Annotated in this window: 17 protein-coding genes, 1 pseudogene, 1 riboswitch and 1 other annotated feature; of the genes and pseudogenes, 17 read left to right on the top strand and 1 reads right to left on the bottom strand. The window is 30.7% G+C overall.

Annotation, left to right across the window (positions count from 1 at the left end; genetic code table 11):
- The first annotated feature begins 35 nt into the window (after positions 1-35).
- The 13 genes from T473_RS16045 to T473_RS18840 all read left to right on the top strand — a co-directional run bounded on the left by T473_RS16045 (position 36) and on the right by T473_RS18840 (position 10,656).
- Positions 36-659, top strand: a complete 624-nt coding sequence (locus T473_RS16045; RefSeq protein ID WP_051365855.1) for a hypothetical protein — start codon at positions 36-38, stop codon at positions 657-659.
- Between the two features lie 16 nt (positions 660-675).
- Positions 676-1,251 (top strand): GTP cyclohydrolase I FolE, encoded by a 576-nt coding sequence (gene folE / locus T473_RS0102910; RefSeq protein ID WP_024620553.1) that lies wholly within the window; start codon positions 676-678, stop codon positions 1,249-1,251.
- A gap of 15 nt (positions 1,252-1,266) precedes the next feature.
- Positions 1,267-2,055 (top strand): dihydropteroate synthase, encoded by a 789-nt coding sequence (gene folP / locus T473_RS0102905; protein ID WP_024620552.1) that lies wholly within the window; start codon positions 1,267-1,269, stop codon positions 2,053-2,055.
- Positions 2,056-2,066: 11 nt separating this feature from the next.
- Positions 2,067-2,432 carry a dihydroneopterin aldolase gene (gene folB, locus T473_RS0102900; protein WP_024620551.1) on the top strand — a complete coding sequence of 122 codons (366 nt, stop codon included), beginning with the start codon at positions 2,067-2,069 and terminating at the stop codon, positions 2,430-2,432.
- A complete protein-coding gene (gene folK / locus T473_RS0102895; RefSeq protein WP_024620550.1) occupies positions 2,425-2,907 on the top strand; it encodes a 2-amino-4-hydroxy-6-hydroxymethyldihydropteridine diphosphokinase in 483 nt (160 codons plus the stop codon). Before folB ends, folK begins: the two co-directional genes overlap by 8 nt.
- Before the next feature lie 3 nt (positions 2,908-2,910).
- Entirely contained in the window at positions 2,911-3,693 is a 783-nt protein-coding gene (gene aroF / locus T473_RS0102890; protein WP_051365854.1) for a 3-deoxy-7-phosphoheptulonate synthase, read from the top strand.
- Between the two features lie 255 nt (positions 3,694-3,948).
- The gene (gene dnaG / locus T473_RS0102885; RefSeq protein WP_024620549.1) at positions 3,949-5,739 is read left to right on the top strand and encodes a DNA primase; all 1,791 of its coding nucleotides are present in this window, start codon (positions 3,949-3,951) and stop codon (positions 5,737-5,739) included.
- A 17-nt stretch (positions 5,740-5,756) separates the two neighbouring features.
- Entirely contained in the window at positions 5,757-6,923 is a 1,167-nt protein-coding gene (rpoD, locus tag T473_RS0102880; protein WP_024620548.1) for an RNA polymerase sigma factor RpoD, read from the top strand.
- 73 nt (positions 6,924-6,996) lie between these two features.
- On the top strand, positions 6,997-7,698 hold the full coding sequence (locus T473_RS0102875; protein ID WP_024620547.1) for a tRNA (adenine(22)-N(1))-methyltransferase: 702 nt from the start codon (positions 6,997-6,999) through the stop codon (positions 7,696-7,698).
- 4 nt (positions 7,699-7,702) lie between these two features.
- Positions 7,703-8,212 (top strand): Nif3-like dinuclear metal center hexameric protein, encoded by a 510-nt coding sequence (locus T473_RS18995; protein WP_242825842.1) that lies wholly within the window; start codon positions 7,703-7,705, stop codon positions 8,210-8,212.
- 17 nt (positions 8,213-8,229) lie between these two features.
- On the top strand, positions 8,230-8,799 hold the full coding sequence (locus T473_RS18990; RefSeq protein WP_242825841.1) for a Nif3-like dinuclear metal center hexameric protein: 570 nt from the start codon (positions 8,230-8,232) through the stop codon (positions 8,797-8,799).
- Positions 8,800-8,926: 127 nt separating this feature from the next.
- Positions 8,927-9,191, top strand: a binding site (T-box leader).
- Between the two features lie 168 nt (positions 9,192-9,359).
- A complete protein-coding gene (locus T473_RS0102865) occupies positions 9,360-9,905 on the top strand; it encodes a tryptophan transporter (protein ID WP_024620546.1) in 546 nt (181 codons plus the stop codon).
- A 277-nt stretch (positions 9,906-10,182) separates the two neighbouring features.
- On the top strand, positions 10,183-10,656 hold the full coding sequence (locus T473_RS18840; protein WP_024620545.1) for a hypothetical protein: 474 nt from the start codon (positions 10,183-10,185) through the stop codon (positions 10,654-10,656).
- A gap of 112 nt (positions 10,657-10,768) precedes the next feature.
- On the opposite strand, the gene T473_RS0102855 is transcribed toward T473_RS18840, so the two are convergent.
- A complete protein-coding gene (locus tag T473_RS0102855; RefSeq protein WP_242825840.1) occupies positions 10,769-12,925 on the bottom strand; it encodes a YhgE/Pip family protein in 2,157 nt (718 codons plus the stop codon).
- Between the two features lie 477 nt (positions 12,926-13,402).
- Between T473_RS0102855 and T473_RS0102850 the strand changes: the two genes are divergently transcribed.
- The 4 genes and pseudogenes from T473_RS0102850 to T473_RS19960 all read left to right on the top strand — a co-directional run bounded on the left by T473_RS0102850 (position 13,403) and on the right by T473_RS19960 (position 19,569).
- Positions 13,403-16,804: an AAA family ATPase gene (locus tag T473_RS0102850; protein ID WP_024620543.1), complete on the top strand. Its 3,402-nt coding sequence runs from the start codon at positions 13,403-13,405 to the stop codon at positions 16,802-16,804.
- 126 nt (positions 16,805-16,930) lie between these two features.
- Positions 16,931-17,524, top strand: coding sequence for a hypothetical protein (locus tag T473_RS0102845; RefSeq protein WP_024620542.1), 594 nt, complete (start codon positions 16,931-16,933; stop codon positions 17,522-17,524).
- Between the two features lie 140 nt (positions 17,525-17,664).
- Positions 17,665-17,772: riboswitch (SAM riboswitch) on the top strand.
- Positions 17,773-17,958: 186 nt separating this feature from the next.
- Entirely contained in the window at positions 17,959-18,930 is a 972-nt protein-coding gene (locus T473_RS0102840) for a methionine ABC transporter ATP-binding protein (protein WP_024620541.1), read from the top strand.
- A pseudogene (locus T473_RS19960) lies at positions 18,917-19,569 on the top strand (methionine ABC transporter permease). The gene T473_RS0102840 and the pseudogene T473_RS19960 overlap by 14 nt, the downstream one beginning before the upstream one ends.
- The last annotated feature ends 42 nt before the right edge of the window (positions 19,570-19,611 follow it).

The following is a 19,611-nucleotide window of genomic DNA, read 5'->3' as shown; positions in this document are numbered from 1 at the left end:
AAAATTAAACAAAATAGCGGAGTTTACGCTATTTTTTGGTTGGGTCAAGTAAAGCTAAAGATTTGAAAAAAGATGGACAAAGTGTGAATGACATAGACTTATTTGTTATTTGCGATAGTGCTGATAAACAAGTTAGAGTAATAAAAGTAATTGATGGGTTAAATTTTGATATTAATTATTTTTCTAAAAAATATTGCGATGAGATGATAGAAAAAAGAGAGATTTTTTTTATTGGTGAGATGGTAGACGCAACAGTTGAGTATGACAGGACGAACATATCAAAAGATCTAATTAAATCATGTAAGGTATCATTTGCTAAAGGTCCTAAAAAGTTAGAAGCAGGAGAAAAGGAATATATAAAACAGGAATTATATACAAATCTTTTGAAACTCGCAGATAAACAAAAATATAATGAAACAGAGTATCAATTTTTGACGAATTTATTTTTAAAAGATATAATAATTGGGTACTTTAGTATAAACGACATATGGTTGCCGAAAGAAAAAAAATTGCTTAAAGCTTTACATAAAGAAAATAAAGAGCTTTATATATTGTTTGAAAATGCGTACAGAACTAAGGATTATATAGACCTATATAAAATTTATATATATATATTTAGGGATGTAGATATTAAAAAACGTATAAAGTTAATTTACTAATTAATGAGGTGATATTATGAACCAAGAAAATAAGGATAAAATAAGAAATGCTGTAAGAGATATATTAGAAGCTATTGGAGAAGATCCTACTAGAGAAGGATTAGTCGATACACCCGATAGAGTTGTTAGAATGTATGAAGAAATTTTTTCGGGGTTAAATGAAGATGCTAGTGAACATTTAAAAGTTGTATTTCACGATGAAGATCATGAGGAGCTTGTTATAGTTAAAGACATTCCTTTTTATTCATATTGTGAGCACCATCTGGTTCCATTTTTTGGAAAAGCTCATATTGGATACATACCAAAAGCTGGTAGACTTACTGGTTTATCTAAAATAGCTAGAGTAGTTGAGACTCTTGCAAAAAGACCTCAATTACAGGAAAGAATAACTAAAGAAGTTGCTGATTTAATAATGACTGAATTAAAACCTTATGGAGTTTTAGTTGTAATAGAGGCTGAACATATGTGTATGACTATGAGAGGCGTTAGAAAACCAGGATCAAAAACTATTACATCAGCAGTTAGAGGTGTGTTTGAGAAGGATTTAGCAGTAAGATCTGAGGCTATGAGTTTACTGACAATGAAAAGCTAGTTAGGGGTGGATTTTTTGTTTAAATACGGTAAAAAAACTTATATCATGGGAATTTTAAATGTAACGCCAGATAGTTTTTCAGATGGTGGAGATTTTGATAATGTAGATAGAGCTATAAATTACGCTAAAGAAATGGTAGAACAAGGTGCAGATATTATAGACTTAGGTGGCGAATCTACTAGACCAGGTCACACAGTCATAAGTTCACAAGAAGAAATAGAGAGAATTACCCCTGTGATTAAAAGATTAAAAACTGAAACCTCTGTACCTGTTTCTGTAGATACATACAAACCTGATGTGGCAGAAGCTGCTTTAAAATTAGGGGCAGATATGATCAATGATATATGGGGATTACAAAAAGATGATCTTATGGCTGAAGTAATAGCTAAGTACGACGCAGAAGTTTGCATTATGCACAACCAAGACGGTACTGAGTACAAAGGTGATATAATGACATCTATTAAGTCATTTTTTAATAAAAGTATAGAAATTGCATTAAATGCTGGAGTAAAAAAGGAAAAAATAGTACTAGACCCGGGAATAGGCTTTGGAAAAACATTTGAGCAAAATATAGAAATTTTAAAGAGAATGATTGAGTTAAAGGATCTTGGATATCCAATACTTTTAGGTACCTCTAGGAAAAGAGTAATTGCAAATGTACTAAATACAGATCCTAAAGATAGAATGGAAGGTACTGTAGCTACTACAGTTTTGGGTATAAAAGACGGTGTAGACATAGTTAGAGTACATGATGTTCTAGAAAACTCTAGAGCGGCTAAGATGGCGGATGCAATTATAAGATAAGGTGGAGAACTATGGATAAAATTTTACTTAATAATTTAGGCTTTTATGGATTTCACGGGGTATTACCCGAGGAAAATACTTTAGGACAAAAGTTTTTTTTAGATATTGAACTATATTTAGATACTCATGAAGCTGGTATATATGATGATATGGATAAGTCTGTTAGCTATGCAGATGTGTACAGTGTAGTAAAATACATAGTTGAGGAGAGAAGATACAATCTTATTGAAGCGTTGGCAGAAAATATTTCCATAGAAATCTTATTTAAATTTGAATTGATCAAAGAAGTAATGGTGAGAGTTAAAAAACCTGAAGCACCAGTTAACGGTATATACGATTACTTCGGTGTTGAGATAAGGAGATGCAGATATGAATAAAGTTTATTTGGGCCTAGGGACAAATATGGGTGATAGACTTTTAAACTTAAGAAATGCTGTTGATTTCTTAGATGAATACGAGGGAATAAATATAATAAAGCAGTCTAACGTTTACGAAACCAAAGCGTGGGGATATACTGAACAAGACGATTTTTTAAATATGTGTGTTGAGGTTGTAACAGATATAGATAAATACGACTTGCTTAAAATTTGCAAAGAAATAGAGCAAAAGCTACACAGAAAAAGAATCATTAGATGGGGACCAAGAACAATAGATGTGGATATACTATTTTACAACGATTTTGTATCAGATGATGAGGAACTTATATTGCCGCATCCAAGAATAAAACAGAGGGCTTTTGTTTTAATACCTTTGTTGGATTTAGATGAAGATATAATTTTGGAGGGGGAAAATCTTAGACATTATTTAAAACTTCTACCTCGTGAGGATATAGAAGGAGTAAAGGAGTTATAGTTGATGAAGGAAAATATATTAAATGACAAACAGAATATAATTATTAGATCATTTGATAATGTCATTGATTTAAATAAAGATAAATTGCTAATAGCTGGTCCATGTGCTATCGAAAGTTACGACCAGCTTGTTGAAACTGCGAAATTTGTCAAAAAAACAGGATGTAATGTACTTAGAGGTGGAGCATATAAACCTAGAACTTATCCAGAATCTTTTCAAGGTTTAGGTAAAGTAGGCTTAGAAATACTTAAATCAGTGAAAAATGAGATAAAGATACCAGTCATTACTGAACTTATGGATGTAAGAGACTTAGATTCTTTATACGATGTAGCAGATATAATTCAAATAGGTTCTAGAAATATGCAAAACTTTACACTGCTTAGAGAAGTTGGGAAGCAGGACAAGCCAGTAATGCTCAAAAGAGGTATGTCTTCGACAATAAGAGAATGGATAGGTGCATCTGAGTACATTGCAAATGAAGGAAATAATAAAGTAATAATGTGTGAAAGAGGTATAAGGACTTATAATGACTACACAAGAAATACATTGGATTTGGCAGCTGTACCAATTATACACAAGGAAACCGGTTTTCCAGTTGTTGTAGATCCAAGTCATTCGACAGGAATTAGATTTTTAATAGAGCCTATGTCAAAGGCTGCGTTAGCTTGCGGTGCAGATGGTTTGATGATAGAAGTTCATCCAGATCCAGACAATGCACTGTCGGATGGAGCGCAATCGTTGAATTTCAAAGAATTCGAAGATCTTGTTAAGTCTATAGATTTGTAAATATAACCTTTATTAGGGATAAAATTAAGCTTTAATAAAGGAGACCCTAATCCACTTTTTTATTAAAGATTAATAGAAAAACACATAAAAAGCCAAATTTGATTAAAATATTTCAAAATAAATAAAAAAAAATATTTTTTAAGAAGGATATCAACATAAAAAGTCGAATTATGTACAAGAGTGATTGACAAATTTACAATATCGTGTAAAATGGAAATGTTAACATAAAAAATAATCACACCAGAAGGTGATAATATGAATGATATGAAAGACATTATAGATGAAGTTAAATCTAGATGTGAGATATCAAGTATAATTTCAGAGTATATGGCAATTAAGCAGTCAGGCTCAAATTATAAAGGATTATGTCCTTTTCATGGTGAAAAGACGCCTTCATTTCATATAAACACATCTAAGCAGATTTATAAATGTTTTGGATGTGGCGAAGGTGGAGATGTAATAAACTTTGTAATGAAGATGGAAAACTTAGACTTTATGGATTCGGTAAAGCTATTAGCTAGTAAATGTGGATTAGAAATAAATACCAATATAAGTGATGATGCTAGATTAAAAATAGAGAAATCCAAAAAGTTTCAAGATGTATACACTGAAGCCGCAAGATTTTATTTTTCGAACTTAACTGAAGGAAGAAATAATGGTTACGATTATTTGAGAAATAGAGGTTTAAGTGACAAAATCATAAAAAAGTTTGGCCTTGGGTTTTCTAAAGATTCATGGAGTAATCTAAAAGAGTTTTTACTTTCAAAAGGATACAATGAAGAGGAATTGCTTGAATGTGGTTTAATTTTGAAAAATAAGGACGGAAGTAATACCTATGATAGATTTAGAAACAGAGTTATGTTTCCTATTTTTGATTATAGGGGAAATATAATAGCTTTTGGTGGTCGAACTTTAGACAATTCAATTCCCAAATATCTAAATTCACCTGAAACATTGATATTCAATAAAAGAGAAAATTTATATGGACTAAATTTTGCTAGAAAGAAAATTGACAATAGAACTATTATACTAGTTGAAGGGTACATGGATTTAATTTCTTTAGTTCAATATGGAGTAGAGAATGTATCTGCAACGCTTGGTACAGCACTTACAGATCAGCAAAGCAGCTTGATAAAAAGATATGTAGACAATGTAGTCATTTCGTACGATTCAGACTCAGCAGGGGTACAAGCTACACTAAGGGCAATTGATATACTTGCAAGAACAGGTATAAGCGCCAAAGTATTAAATCTAAGGGATAGCAAGGATCCTGATGAATTTATCAGAAAATACGGATTTGATGAATATAAGAAAGAAATAGAGCGTGCAAGTCACTATATAAAGTACAAAATCGATAATCTTAAAGGGAATTATAACCTAAATAGAGATGAGGATAAAGTAAAGTATATAAAAGAAGCTTGCAAGATTATAAAGACATTAAAGAGTCATATAGATACAGATTATTATATAAGTTACTTAAGTCAAACGATGGGCATAAGTATTGACTCTATTAAAAGAGAAGTTTATGGAAATAACTATAATAAATCATATAACAGTAAATTTAATAATAAAATAAAGGAAAAACCTATTGAAAAAGTTGAAGTTAGAACTGATGGTAAAATAGTTTCTGAAAAGTTATTGTTGAAAATAATGTCAGAAAACAAAAAAATAAGGGAAATAATACTATTAAAGATCAATAGCGATGACTTTTTCTTTGAAAAAAATAAAGAATTTGCAAATTTTATTATTAAAAACCGAGAAATGGATAAAATAACTATTGACAAAAATGAAAGTTTTTGTATAGACGAAGAATATATTGAAGATATTAATTCTATATCCTTAAATAATATTGATTACGAAAATACAAAGGAAATAGATGAAATAATAAATACAGTAAAACGAAATACACTTGAAACACAGATAGGGAACTTATTAAAAGAACAAAAAGAACTAGAGAATAATCATGATGCGAAAGAGGTAGATGGTAAAATTATGGAAATAGCTTTGAAAATTGTTGAGATAAATAAAATGTTAAAGAGTTTGTAGTGAAAGGAGGTTTAAGTGTGGAGAATAAATCTATTAAAGAAACAAGTAAAATTGCCGCTAAGAATTTAATTGAAAAAGGGAAAAAGCAAGGATCTCTTACACTACAAGAAATTGTAGAAGCACTTTCAGAGACTGAGTTAGATAAAGATAAAATAGAAAGTCTTTATGAAACATTTGGTAACTTTGGAATAGAAGTTATCGATACAAAAGATGGAAAAGCCAGTGCAGATTTCTCATCTAAAGATGATGAACTAGATGTAGGAGCTATAGATGTTCCTAAAGTAGATGAGGATGCAGAAGATGACGTAGCATCTCCTGAAATAGAAAAAGTTGATTTATCTTTACCTAAAGGTATAAGCATTGATGATCCAGTTAGAATGTACCTAAAAGAAATAGGAAAAATACCTCTACTTAAACCGCATGAAGAAGTTGAGTATGCAAAGAGGATGAACGACGGAGACGAGATAGCAAAGCAGAGATTGGTTGAAGCCAACCTTAGACTTGTCGTAAGTATAGCTAAAAGATACGTCGGAAGAGGGATGTTGTTCCTTGATTTGATTCAAGAAGGAAACTTAGGACTTATAAAAGCAGTTGAAAAATTCGACTATACAAAAGGCTATAAATTCAGTACTTATGCAACATGGTGGATAAGACAAGCAATAACTCGTGCAATAGCAGACCAAGCTAGAACTATAAGAATACCGGTTCACATGGTTGAAACGATCAATAAACTTATAAGAGTATCAAGACAATTACTTCAAGAGCTAGGAAGAGATCCTAAGCCAGAAGAAATAGCTAAAGAAATGGAAATGACCGAAGAAAAAGTTAGAGAGATTATGAAGATAGCTCAAGATCCAGTATCTTTAGAAACTCCAATAGGAGAGGAAGAGGATAGTCACTTAGGTGATTTTATTCCTGATGATGATGCACCAGCACCAGCTGAAGCAGCAGCGTATTCTTTACTTAAAGAGCAGATAGAGGACGTACTAGATTCTCTAAACGAAAGAGAGCAAAAAGTATTAAAATTAAGATTTGGACTTAAAGATGGAAGAGCGAGAACTCTTGAAGAAGTCGGAAAAGAATTCGATGTAACAAGGGAAAGAATTAGACAGATAGAAGCAAAAGCTTTAAGAAAATTGAGACATCCAAGCAGATCGAAAAAACTTAGAGATTACTTAGATTAATATAGAAGAGCTGATAATTAACAGCTCTTTTATAGTTTAAGCTTATATGAGTTACAGAGGAGGAAGTTTTAACTTGAAATTGACGAGTAGATTAGAAAAGATTGCATCGCTAGTTACAGAAGGGAAAAAAATTGCTGATGTAGGAACCGATCACGGATATATACCTGTATACCTACTAAAAAAAGAAATTATTCCGTTTGCAGTACTATCGGATGTAAATAAAGGGCCCCTTGACAATGGTAAGAAATTGGTAATGAAGAACAATTTATTAGAAAAAGTCGATTTCAAACTAGGTTCGGGTATAGATGTACTAGAAAAAGATGAGGTGGACGAAGTTATAATTGCTGGAATGGGTGGAATGCTCATTGCAGATATATTAGAAAATAAAAAGAGTGTATCACATCATTTACAGAAGTTAATTCTACAACCAATGCAGGCACAGTCAAGTTTAAGACAGTATCTTCTTGAGAATGGATATAAAATCATAGATGAAGTACTAGTTAGAGAGGATTTTAGAATATACGAAGTAATTGTAGCTAAATATACAGGAAAAAATACTGAAGTCAAGGATGATATATATTATGAAGTTGGAGAACAACTAGTACAAAATAAAAATCCTCTTTTAAAGGATTTTGTGGAAAAGAAGATAAAGGCTTATACAGATGTACTTGTGCATTTAAAAGATATAGACAGTGAATCAATAGAAAAAAAGAAAATTGAGACTAAAGCTAAAATAGCTAAACTTGAGGAAATTATAATAACTATTGAGGAGTGATCAAATGAAATTACAAAAATTAGTAAAAGTAATTGAGGAGAAATACCCACTTAATTTGGCCTACGATTGGGATAATGTAGGTTTACTAGTTGGAGATTTGGACATCGAAATAAAAAAAGTACTAGTTAGCATTGATGCAAATGATAAACTTGTTGAAGAGGCAATAGAGAAAAATGTGGATTTAATAGTTACACATCACCCATTTATATTTAGCAAAATAAATAATGTTACCACTTCTGACAACAAGGGAAAGTTAATACATAAACTAATAAAAAACGATATAGCAATTTATAGTATGCATACCAATTTTGATATCGCATTTGACGGATTAAATGATTATTTTTTGACGTTATTGGGAATTGTGGAAAGTAATATACTAGATGTAACGTATTCTGAGCAGCTTTACAAACTAGCTGTATATGTTCCAAAAGATCATGTGGAGAATGTTAGAGATAAGATGTGTGATGCTGGAGCTGGTTATATAGCAATTATAGCCACTGTACCTTTAATATAGATGGTAAGGGTACATTTATGCCACAAGAGGGTACTAATCCTTTTATAGGGGTTATAGGCGCTTTAGAGAGAGTGGAAGAAATTAAGGTCGAGACAGTTGTACCTCAAAAGATTTTAAATAATGTTCTAGGTGAAATGTTAAAATCACATCCATATGAGGAAGTTGCATATGATTTATATAAAATAGAAAATAAAGGCAAATCTTTTGGGCTTGGAAGAGTTGCGAATTTAAATGAAAAAATATCATTAGAAGAGCTGGCAAATTTAATTAAAGAAAAATTAAAGATGAAGCATATAAGAGTTGTAGGTGACTTGAATACAGATATAACGAGAGTTGCAGTGGTAACAGGGTCAGGAAGCAGCTATGTTAAAGACGCTAAAAATAAAGGTGCTCAAGTTTTAATTACAGGCGACCTTAAATACCATGAGGCTCAGGACGCATTAGATATTGGAATGACTATAATAGATTGTGGCCATTACGAAAGCGAGTACATATTTAAAGATATTATGAAGACATTTTTAGACGAGAAAGTTGATTTGGAAGTAATCCAAAGCAATGTAGATTTAAACCCAATTAAAACAATATAAATTTTATAAAAATTTCAATATGGCTTAAATAAATCCATTTCAACTAAAATAATATATACAGTTTATTAAAAAAGATATTGACAATTTTGTGAAATTTGAATATGATTATATCAATACAAAAATAAATAATAACCCTTTGATGAGGGAGAGTAATCAAATTTAGGTTCAAAATAGAGAGTTGAGGGTGGTGAAATCTCAACAAGAAAAAATTTGGTGAATGGGCCTCTGAGGAATTGACTGAAATAGTGCAGACTATACTAGGTTTAATCGGGATGACGCACGTTATAGCGTATAGGGTATGATAGTACCTGAAAATGAGATGTATGGAGATTTTAATATATTAGAATCACTGTATAATTTAGGTGGCAACGCGGATAATCTCCGTCCTATTAATTTAGGACGGAGTTTTTTTATTTTCAAAATAAAATATGGAAAGTGAATACCATTAAAGAATATTAGTCTTACAGGAGGTGACGAGATGTTGTGAACAGTGAATGAATACAAGAATAAGTACAATTTTAAAACAAATACAAATAATTTAAATATATGGAGGAAAGAATATGAAAACGAACACAAGAAATTTAGTTTTAAACTCAATACTACTGGCGATAGGTTTACTGTTGCATCAACTTACACCAGCCTTTGGATTTCCAATACAGCCAGATATGGCACTTGCAATGATGTTTGTAATAATGGTTTTAAATAAAAACGATTATAAAACTTGTCTGGTAGCAGGAATAATAACAGGAGTATTTACAGCACTGACTACAAAGTTCCCAGCAGGTCAAATACCAAATATCCTTGATAAGACAATAACTGTAAATGTAATGTTCGCTTTTATGTATATAGTTTATAGATTACCTTTTTTAAAAAAATTAAGCGAAAAGAAAAAAGATACGATATTAACAAGCTTACTTCTTCCAATAGGAACTCTAGTAAGCGGAACATCATTTTTACTTGCGGCAAAGCTTATAGTCGGTCTACCAGGGCCGTTTTCAGCTCTATTTGCAGTAGCAGTGCTACCTGCAACAGTTATAAATCTAGTAGCTGGATTATTCCTATTTAAAGTGGTTAAAATGACAGTGAGTAGAACTGTTTCTGCATAGTAAATTTTAACAACTGATATTAAAGTTTGGATAAAAATAAAACTTAAAGATAGAGAAGACTTTCATAGAAAAAAGAAAAAATAGAGAATGTGATTAACAAAAATTGGATAAAAATAATTTGCAAATTTGTTAAAATAATTATCCAAGGTAACAATTTATAGAGTTTATATATTTTGTATCTAGTTGTAAATAATGTATTTGACTTAAACCATAATTTTTATTTAAATTATACAAATACTAATTACAGAAACATAAAACTAGAGAGGAGAAAATATAAATGTTTAATATGTCAAAAAAATCAATGATGGCAGATGCAGTAATGCCGAAAAAAAGATCGATGATGAAGACTTCAATGATGATAACAGGAGTCTCCCTAGCTGGAGTAGGAGCATATGCGTCATACAAAGCTATAAAAAACCACAATGAACAAAATCAAATGAACATGGCTTTTGACGACGATTATGGATACAACGATTTTGACTTTGACTACAGCCCACACTACGATAATTGTCATAGACAACACAAAAATGATTACAATGAATTAAAAGAAAAAGTAAATAAATTCAACAATTCTCACAAAGTTAGTTGTGGATGTAAAGATCATAATCATCAACACCATCATGAAGATCATAGTGGACACAATTTTCATATAAAGGCAAAAGAAGAAGTAGAGAAAAGTGATCCAGTAAAATTTGAAAGCAAAGTGGATAATAAAGTAGAAAACAAGAAAAATGACAACGCAATGAAGTAATTTCAATTTGCTATAAAACTAAATAAAAATTTTAAGTGATAATAAATTACAATATAAAAAAGATCTATAATTTAAATTATAGATCTTTTTATTACCTTTTTTTATCTAGCATCTAGTGGCCTGTAAGTCTACTTTGACCAAATTTTTCTTTAAGAGGAGCACCGAATTTATTAATAGGTCCCTTCAAGAATACATTGACTCCAATTGCAACGAACATAAATATAAGCATTGCAATTATATCTTTGATCAAGTTTGGCATATAAATACCACCGAGAGCTTCCCTAGACGCTGATATAGCGTAAGTAAATGGTAGTATAGGATTTATTAATTGGAAGAACTTTGGAGTTACTTGTATAGGGAATGTTCCCCCAGCAGCAGCAATTTGAAGTACTAATAGTATAATCGCCATAGCCTTTCCAATATTCCCAAATACAGAAACCAGTGAGTAAACTATAAAGTTAAATACCATACTAGTAAACATTAAAAGCAATATAAATAGAATTGGATGAACCATCTTAACTCCGAGTAAAAGTATATCCCCGACTCCAATTATAAAACCTTGTATGAGAGCTACACTTAAAAACGTAAGCGCTCTTCCAAAATAAGCTTCATAAGGTTTATAGTTTCCTTTAACAGATGTAGTTAAAAGAGCAGATAATAGTAAAATTCCTACCCAAGTAGATAATACACTGTAAAATGGAGTCATAGCAGCCCCATAGTTTTCTATAGGAAATAGCTTGTTGGTTTCTACTTCAACAGGTTCCCTTAGAAATTCTGATTTAGATAAAATATCGCTTTCTAGAAGTTCAACTAACTTTTGCATATCTTCGCTATTATTTATATTATCTAGTACGCCTACAATCTCGTCGACCATTCCTTTAGCAACAGGAAGTTTTTCTTGCACAAGTTTAATTGTATCATCAGCGTCTTTTGATAGATCTAAACAAAGTGTAAGTATTTCTTCAACTTTTGGAAGTTTGTTCTCGGCTTTGTCTAGTACCTTTATAATATCATTTGCGACCTTAACTCCACCTTCAAATATGCTGTTTATAGGTTTCATAATATCTCTGTCAAAATTATTTAGTAAACCTGATCCAAGAGAACCTATATCATCGCAAATCTTTTTAAGATTATTTAAAGAATCAATTGAAGGTTTCTGACCATTTGCAATCTGTGTTTTAATATCATTTACCGTACTCATAGCACTGTCTGTATTTGTGTTTATATTTTCTAATTTATTGATTACGTTCGTAAATGAATGTAGACTCGACATTTCGTCTAACCTTTTAACAAAATCCAACAGAGTTTGGTTTAAAGACTTAATGCTCGATATTTTGTTGTATATATTATCCAATATCTTTGATGCATCTTCACTACCATTATTAACTGCATTTACTAAATCTGATGTAAGTGTCGAAGCAGAAGAAGATATGTCTACAATCAAGTTTAGATCCGATTTAATTAGTGGAGCTATTCTATTTACATTATTGTTCGTATCCTGTAAGAATCCTTTTATATCGTTTGAAAGATTCTTGGTATCATTAATAGTATTCTTTATTGTAGGTAGATCGCCTTTTACATCGTTTACTGTATCATTTAATTTTGATGTAGCTTTTGAAGCAGTTCCCATTGTTTTATCTATGTTTGAGAATTTTCCTTGTAAATCTTTAAGTGAATTCTCTACTTTAGATAATTTAGGCAGTTCTTTTTCTAATCCTACACCTATTTCGTTCGAAAATCCTAAAATGATTTCACTTACAGTTTTAATTACTGTTTGATTTACCTGAAGTTGGATAGTTGACGCTCCTTTTTCAGTGATTTTTGGTGCAATTGCATTTATTTTTTCATTTACTGTATAGATGATAGTACCTTTTTTCACATCCGATGTTATTAAAGAAGTTAAATCTTTTGAAAAATCTTCTGGAATAATTACTGAGGCGTAGTATTTACCGCTTTTCACGCCTTCAATCGCTGTCTTTTCATCTACAAATTGCCAACCTAAGCTGTCGTTGTCATGAAGTTTTTCAATTAACTGATCACCGACATTAATCTTTTGGTTTGAGATTTCCGTCCCCTTATCTTTATTAGTGATAGCAACTAGCATATTTTTTGTATTTCCGTAAGGATCCCATGACGCTTCTATATTAAACCACGCATACAGTGATGGAAGTAACGCTAGACCTATTACAATAACGAGGACGGTGTAGTTTCCCTTGATATCCTTCAAATCACCTTTAAAAATTTCAAGAATATTCTTCAAAAATCTCACCTCCTTTGTGTATATTCTGAAAATAAATTTTCATAATCAATACTAGATTATATTCCTTTTTTTGCTATTAGTAAAGCGAAATTTTAAGTATCATTGAAATACTAATATTTCTGAAAAATTAATCAAATTAAAAAATTTAGAACCTACTTTAGTAGAGCTACAGTTGAATATATGCTGAATGATAAAAGAAGCCAGCGACAGCAAGTACTTAGAAGAATTAGGGATGATAGCCTGCAGAATGAAAGAACAATAAGACCTGGATTAAATTCCAGGTAATATAAAAAATCAAACTAAAATTTAAGTTATATATATATTAATTTACAATTTAAGTAAATTTATGTACTCTAAATAGCATATCGTTGGTATTAAAATGAATAAAATTGTACAGATTTAGATACAATATGTATAATAGTATATAAAGATAGGTGCATTCTAGAGGGTGCACCTATAATACTTTTACATAGAGGTGATATTAAAATGGAATTCAAAAACAATAGTATAAAAGAAAAATTAACAATAGTTGAAAGAGTATTAACCGATAGACTTATTGGACAAGATAAATTTATTTCAGACTTATGTAGCTTCTTTTACGAGAAATTTAAAAATAATGAGTGTGGAATGTTATTTTTAATCGGCGATGAAGAGACTGGTAAGAAAACTAGCGTTAGGACAATCTTTGAATCAATTGATTATTCAAAGAGCAAAAACTCAAACAGCTCAAATAGCTCAAATAATACAAAAATAGTTGAACTAGATCTATCCTCATACAGTTTTAACTTTGGTTATTACGCATTCTTGACTGATTTATATGAGGCGTTGAATAGCGATACAGAATGCATACTATTTAAACACGCAGATAAAGCGGATGCAGATACGATCAGGATACTTTCGAAAATACACCCAAATAGTCATATAGAGCTTGACGATGAGTATGTGGTAAAAAATAAATTTATGGTTAAGGCATCTGATGGCGATAAAAATACTATAAAGAGTATGGATTGTAAAGATAAATTTTTAGTATTTACAGCAAATAGTCTTTTCTTTGATCTAGAAAAAACTATGGGAAGCGAGTTTATCAAAAAAGTAGATGCGCTCCTTTACACTAAACAATTAAATAAAGAAGAAAAGAGTGAACTTCTTGAAAGAGAAGTAATAAATGCTATAAAAACAATTGAAAGTCAGTTTAAGGTAGATATAGTGGCTCAAAGAGGAGATACTGATGAATACACAAAACTGTATAAATTTATTCAAAAAAATTACAGAAGAGATAGTAACTTCGGGGTTTCAGAATATGTATCGTATATTTTTACAAAGCCTATAACTAACTTAATGTATAGAAATTCAGATAAAGGAATTAAAACTGCTGCGATATACGTGGAAAATGAGGATATATACTGTAAATTTCACGGAGAAAGCTACAATCTAAGAGACTATTCGACGCCAACTTTAGAGGAAGCCAAATACAAATTAAATTCAATAATAGGAATAAAAGATTTAAAGAATTTTATAGACAATATAAAGACAAATTACAAAGTGCAAAAGATAAGAGAGAGACTTGGACTTCAAACTTCAAATATATCTCTTAATATGATATTTGCTGGAAATGCTGGAACAGGAAAAACAAACGTTGCAAGGATTACTTTTGAGTATTTAAATGCTCTAGGAGTGTTGTCAAAAGGAGTATTTAAAGAAGTAAGTAAGGCTGACTTTATAACAGAAAATACCGCTGATGTGTCTAAGAGAACAAATGATATAATAACTTCGGCTATTGGAGGAGTCTTATTTGTAGATGAAGCATATTCACTTTGTGAAAGCGATGAAGATAAGGTTGGAAAAGAAATTGTAGATGCACTTTTAAAGGGAATTGAAGACAATAGAGATGATTTAGTAGTGATACTAGCTGGCTATGAAGAAGATATGGAGAAATTTTTAAGCTTTAATCAAGGGCTTAAATCTAGATTCCCAAATTGGATTCACTTTGAGGACTATAATCCAAGAGAAATGTATGAAATAGCTGTAAATATAGCAGATTCTAAAGGATATAGAATAGCTGATGATGTAAAGATTGGTCTTATTGATATGTTTGAGAGAAACCAGTTTGCAGGTAAAAATGATCTAGGAAATGCGAGATTTGTAAGAAATATAGTAGAAAATGCAATAATGGATGCTTCTAAAAAATACTTAACAAATAGAGAGAAAGAGATAGATTTACTAGAAAAAGATAACTTCAACTTTAAAGTAAATACTAAGTTTGATCTTGAAAATAAATTAAAAGAACTTATAGGACTACCACAAGTAAAAGATTTACTTAGAAGCCAGTACAAACTTATAATAGCTCAGGAGAAACGAAGAGCAGCAGGTATAAATACAAAAGTAGAGCAGAATTTAAACATGGTATTTGTAGGAAATTCAGGTACTGGTAAAACTAGTGTTGCAAGGATTGTAGCCGAAATGTTAAACAGTATGGGAGTACTTAAGTTAGGACAGCTTATAGAGACAAATAGATCTAGCTTTGTGGCGGAAACTCTTGTAGATACTCCTAAAAAAACTGAAGAGAAGTTCAAAGAAGCAATAGGCGGGATACTATATATTGATGAAGCTTATTCACTTTGCAGTGATCACATAGGAAAGCTTGCATTTGAGAACCTGCTAAATTTAATAAACACATATTCAGATGATGTAATTGTAATCTTATCTGGTCATGAAGATAAGATGAAGGAGTTTTTTGAATCAAATAGCGGATTGCAATCTAAGTTCCCTCTTTGGACAGTCTTTGAAGACTATGAGCCTAATGAACTATTTGACATGGCAACTAGACTAATAGAATCAAAAGGATTTAGAATATCAAACTCAGGATTTAAAGCGCTGAAAAATAGCTTTATATTTGTGAGCGATAGCATAGAAGAACAGTCTAGAAATGGTCGTTTGGTTAAAAATTATGTTGAAGATATAATACGAAATCAAAGTATAAGAGTTGCTGAAAATGAATCGAATATTTACGATATGAACTTAATTATTTCTACAGATATAGATAAAAGCAATATAATAAATACTGATAGTGAATTTAATTTAGAGGATAATTTAAATAGATTAACTTTTAACGAAGATATAAAGAAATTCTTTAGAGAACAGTATAAATTTATTAAGATACAAAATAAAAGAAAAAAATATGGGCTTTATAGAGATTCAAGAAATTATCAGAATATGATTCTAGTTGGAGAGCAAGGAACAGGTAAAAAACCTGCAATCAAATTGATTTCTAAAATGTACTATTCACTTGGGTTTATTGATTACAAAAAACCTGTAACTTTAGATAGTGCAGAGATAATAAGTGCATACGAAAATAAAGAGAGTGTATATGATTTACTAAATAAACATCTAGGTAAAATACTTATAATAGACAGAGTAAATAAGTTTTTTGAAGATAATAAACACAAAGAAATCCTGCAATATGTTTATAAATTCATTGAAGAAAACAGTAAAAAAATAATAGTTGCCTTTATCGATGAATCTGAAAAATACGATAAAAATTTAACAGAATATAAAACACAGAATTCTATATTCCCTATACTTCTTAAGTTTGGAAATAGAGGACCTCATGAGTTATATAATTTAACAGTTAATCTGATAAATGAAAGCGGGTTAATGTTAGAGAAGGATATGGAATGTTTCCTTGAAAAGACTATTGAAGATTTGTATTTTAGCGATTTAATTGGTCTTAAAAACAGCAGAATAGCAGAGGCTTTTGTAGATGTTTTAATCAGAGTTCAGAGTTCTAGAATTTTTGATAATAAAATTGGATTTGAAGGAATAAACTTAATAAACAAAGATGATGTAGCAGGTAGTAAAGAAAGAATAATAGACCAATATAAAAAATAGAGTACCCTCTTCTAATTTTTATTCTTCTAATTTTTAGTGATTAGTAAATAAAATACGTAAATTTAGAAATACTATCTAATACAGCGTAAATTAAAGCTAATAATAAAATCTAGGAGGAAAGTAGATATGAAACTAAAGAAATTGTCTTTGTTAGGTTTATCGTTGCTATTATCACTTAGTTTAGTAGCATGCACTAAAAATAACCAAGAAAAGGTTGGAGAAGATGCTAACAAAGCTAAAAACAATGTTGAAGAAAAGGTTGATGACTATACAAATTACTATTCAACAGCTTACAACGATTATTCTATGGGTATGGATAAATACTCTATGTACAACACTGTAGAGGGTGTAAACAAAGTTTATGAAACAAAGGATTATCCAGGGAATGAAGAATATCTAAAAGAAGTGAAAGAAGCTTACAAAGATTCTAGAGATAAAACTCAAAATTTTGTAAATTCACTTAAGAAAGATGGAAAGACTGAAGACAATGAACTTAAAGAAATGCACAACAAACTTATAGCAGAAGGCGAAAGAACAGTAAAAGAAATGGATGCTAGAATAAAAAGGCTAAATGAAATTTCTGATGAAGATATGAAGAGAGATCAAAATGGTTTTATAACATTAGTCCACGGAATCACTAATACAGGAAATGATATACAAACAGGATTTAGCAACATGGTTAATGATATGAATAAAAGACTTGGGATAAATAACAAATAAGTTTTTAAATAAAGTGTTTTAAAATATCGATATAAAAAATTTAAAAAAGTTGTTGACAATTATAATTAATCAATATATTATGTATTTAACAACAAAACGAAACAACAAAAAAACTAAAAAGAAAAAATTAATAAGTGTACGTCTTATCAAGAGAGGTGGAGGGACTGGCCCTGTGAAACCCGGCAACCAGTATATTTTTATATACATTGGTGCTAAATCCTGCAACTAATATAGTTGATAGATGAGTATAAATAGAGTCTTTAAGCCTGAGTTTATACTCAGGCCTTATTTAATTTTTAAAATATATCTCTTAGTTTAAATATAAGCTTAAATTAAATTTAAAGGATCTAAGATATAGCAGATAAAATGATATATAAATTTACTTATATAGATGATGATTAGAGTAGTATAAGCAATTGGAAGGGGGCATTATAATGATTACCATAAATCAAGTCAATAAGTTTTATGGGGAGACACAGGTTCTAAACGATGTAAGCATTGATATAAAATCTGGTGAAATATTTGGAATTATAGGTCACAGTGGTGCAGGAAAATCAACACTTTTGAGATGTATAAACGGTCTAGAGGAATACCAAGGAGGAAGCGTCAAAGTAGATGACAAAGAAGTAAATTCGCTAGACGAAAAAGAAATAAGAAACTTGAGAAAAGAACTTGGAATGATTTTTCAACACTTTTCTTTACTTGAGAGAAAGACGGTTTTTGACAATGTAGCATTACCTTTGGAATGTTTTGGATACACAAAGCAAGAAATTACGGAAAGAGTGCTAGAATTATTAGATTTAGTAGGTATCTCTGAAAAGAAGAATGAAAAACCAAGGAACCTAAGTGGTGGACAAAAGCAGAGAGTTGCAATAGCGAGGGCACTCGCGCTGAATCCAAAAGTTCTTCTATGTGATGAAGCAACATCAGCTCTAGATCCAAATACGACAAAATCAATACTTTCTCTTCTAGAAGATATAAATAAAACTCTAGGTATAACTATAATAATGGTAACACACCAAATGGAGGTTATAAAACAAATATGTTCTAGGCTTGCAATTATGGAAGATGGCAAAGTACTCGAAATTGGAGATACAGAAGAAATATTCTTACAAAACAATAAGAGCTTGAGAAAGCTTATTGGAGAAGAGAGCATTATTTTACCAAAGGGAACTAACATAAAAATACTGTTTCCAAAAGATATATCAAATGAATCTATTATAACTACGATGGCTAGAGAATTAGACATAGATGTATCGATTATATTTGGCAAACTTGAGCAGTTTAAAGACGATATACTTGGGTCTTTGATTATTAACATACCATCTGAAAATGGAGAAAAAGTAAGAGAATTCTTAAGAGAAAAGAATATTAGATGGGAGGATTTGACTGATGGCATTGAGTGATTTTTTAAGCAATATTTTTATAGAAGCACTTTTACAGACATTGTACATGATAATAGTACCTACAATAGCAGCGACTATTCTGGGATTTATACTTGCAATTATATTAGTAGTAACAGCTCCAAATGGACTGAAGCCAAACAATTCAGTGTACAGTATACTTGGATTTATAGTAAATGTATTTAGAAGTTTTCCGTTTATGATACTTATAGTTGCACTTATACCAGTTACTAGAGTGATTGTTGGTTCAGCGATTGGAGAAACCGCTGCTATAGTTCCAATAACTATAGGGCTGCTCCATTTATTGCTAGGGTAATAGAAAGCGCTTTAAATGAAGTGGATAAAGGACTTATAGAAGCGGCAAAATCATTCGGGGCGACTAAAAGACAAATAATATTTAAAGTCATGATAAAAGAGGCGATGCCATCTATAATTTCAGGTATAACTTTATCGGTAATATCTATACTTGGATACACTGCAATGGCAGGAGTGGTAGGTGCAGGTGGACTTGGTAATGTAGCATTAGTATATGGGCATCAACAATTTGATACACCAGTAATAGTTTATACAGTAATAGCACTTATAATTTTAGTCCAAATAATACAGGGTATAGGAAATATACTCTACAAGAAACTTAGGTAAAGTATTATAGCTCAATCTAAAAAGAAATTATGTAGAATTATT

Origin of the sequence: Clostridioides mangenotii TR (assembly GCF_000498755.1) — a bacterium.
Taxonomy (GTDB): Bacteria; Bacillota; Clostridia; order Peptostreptococcales; family Peptostreptococcaceae; genus Metaclostridioides; species Metaclostridioides mangenotii_A.
This window is presented reverse-complemented; position numbering and strand designations above follow the sequence as displayed.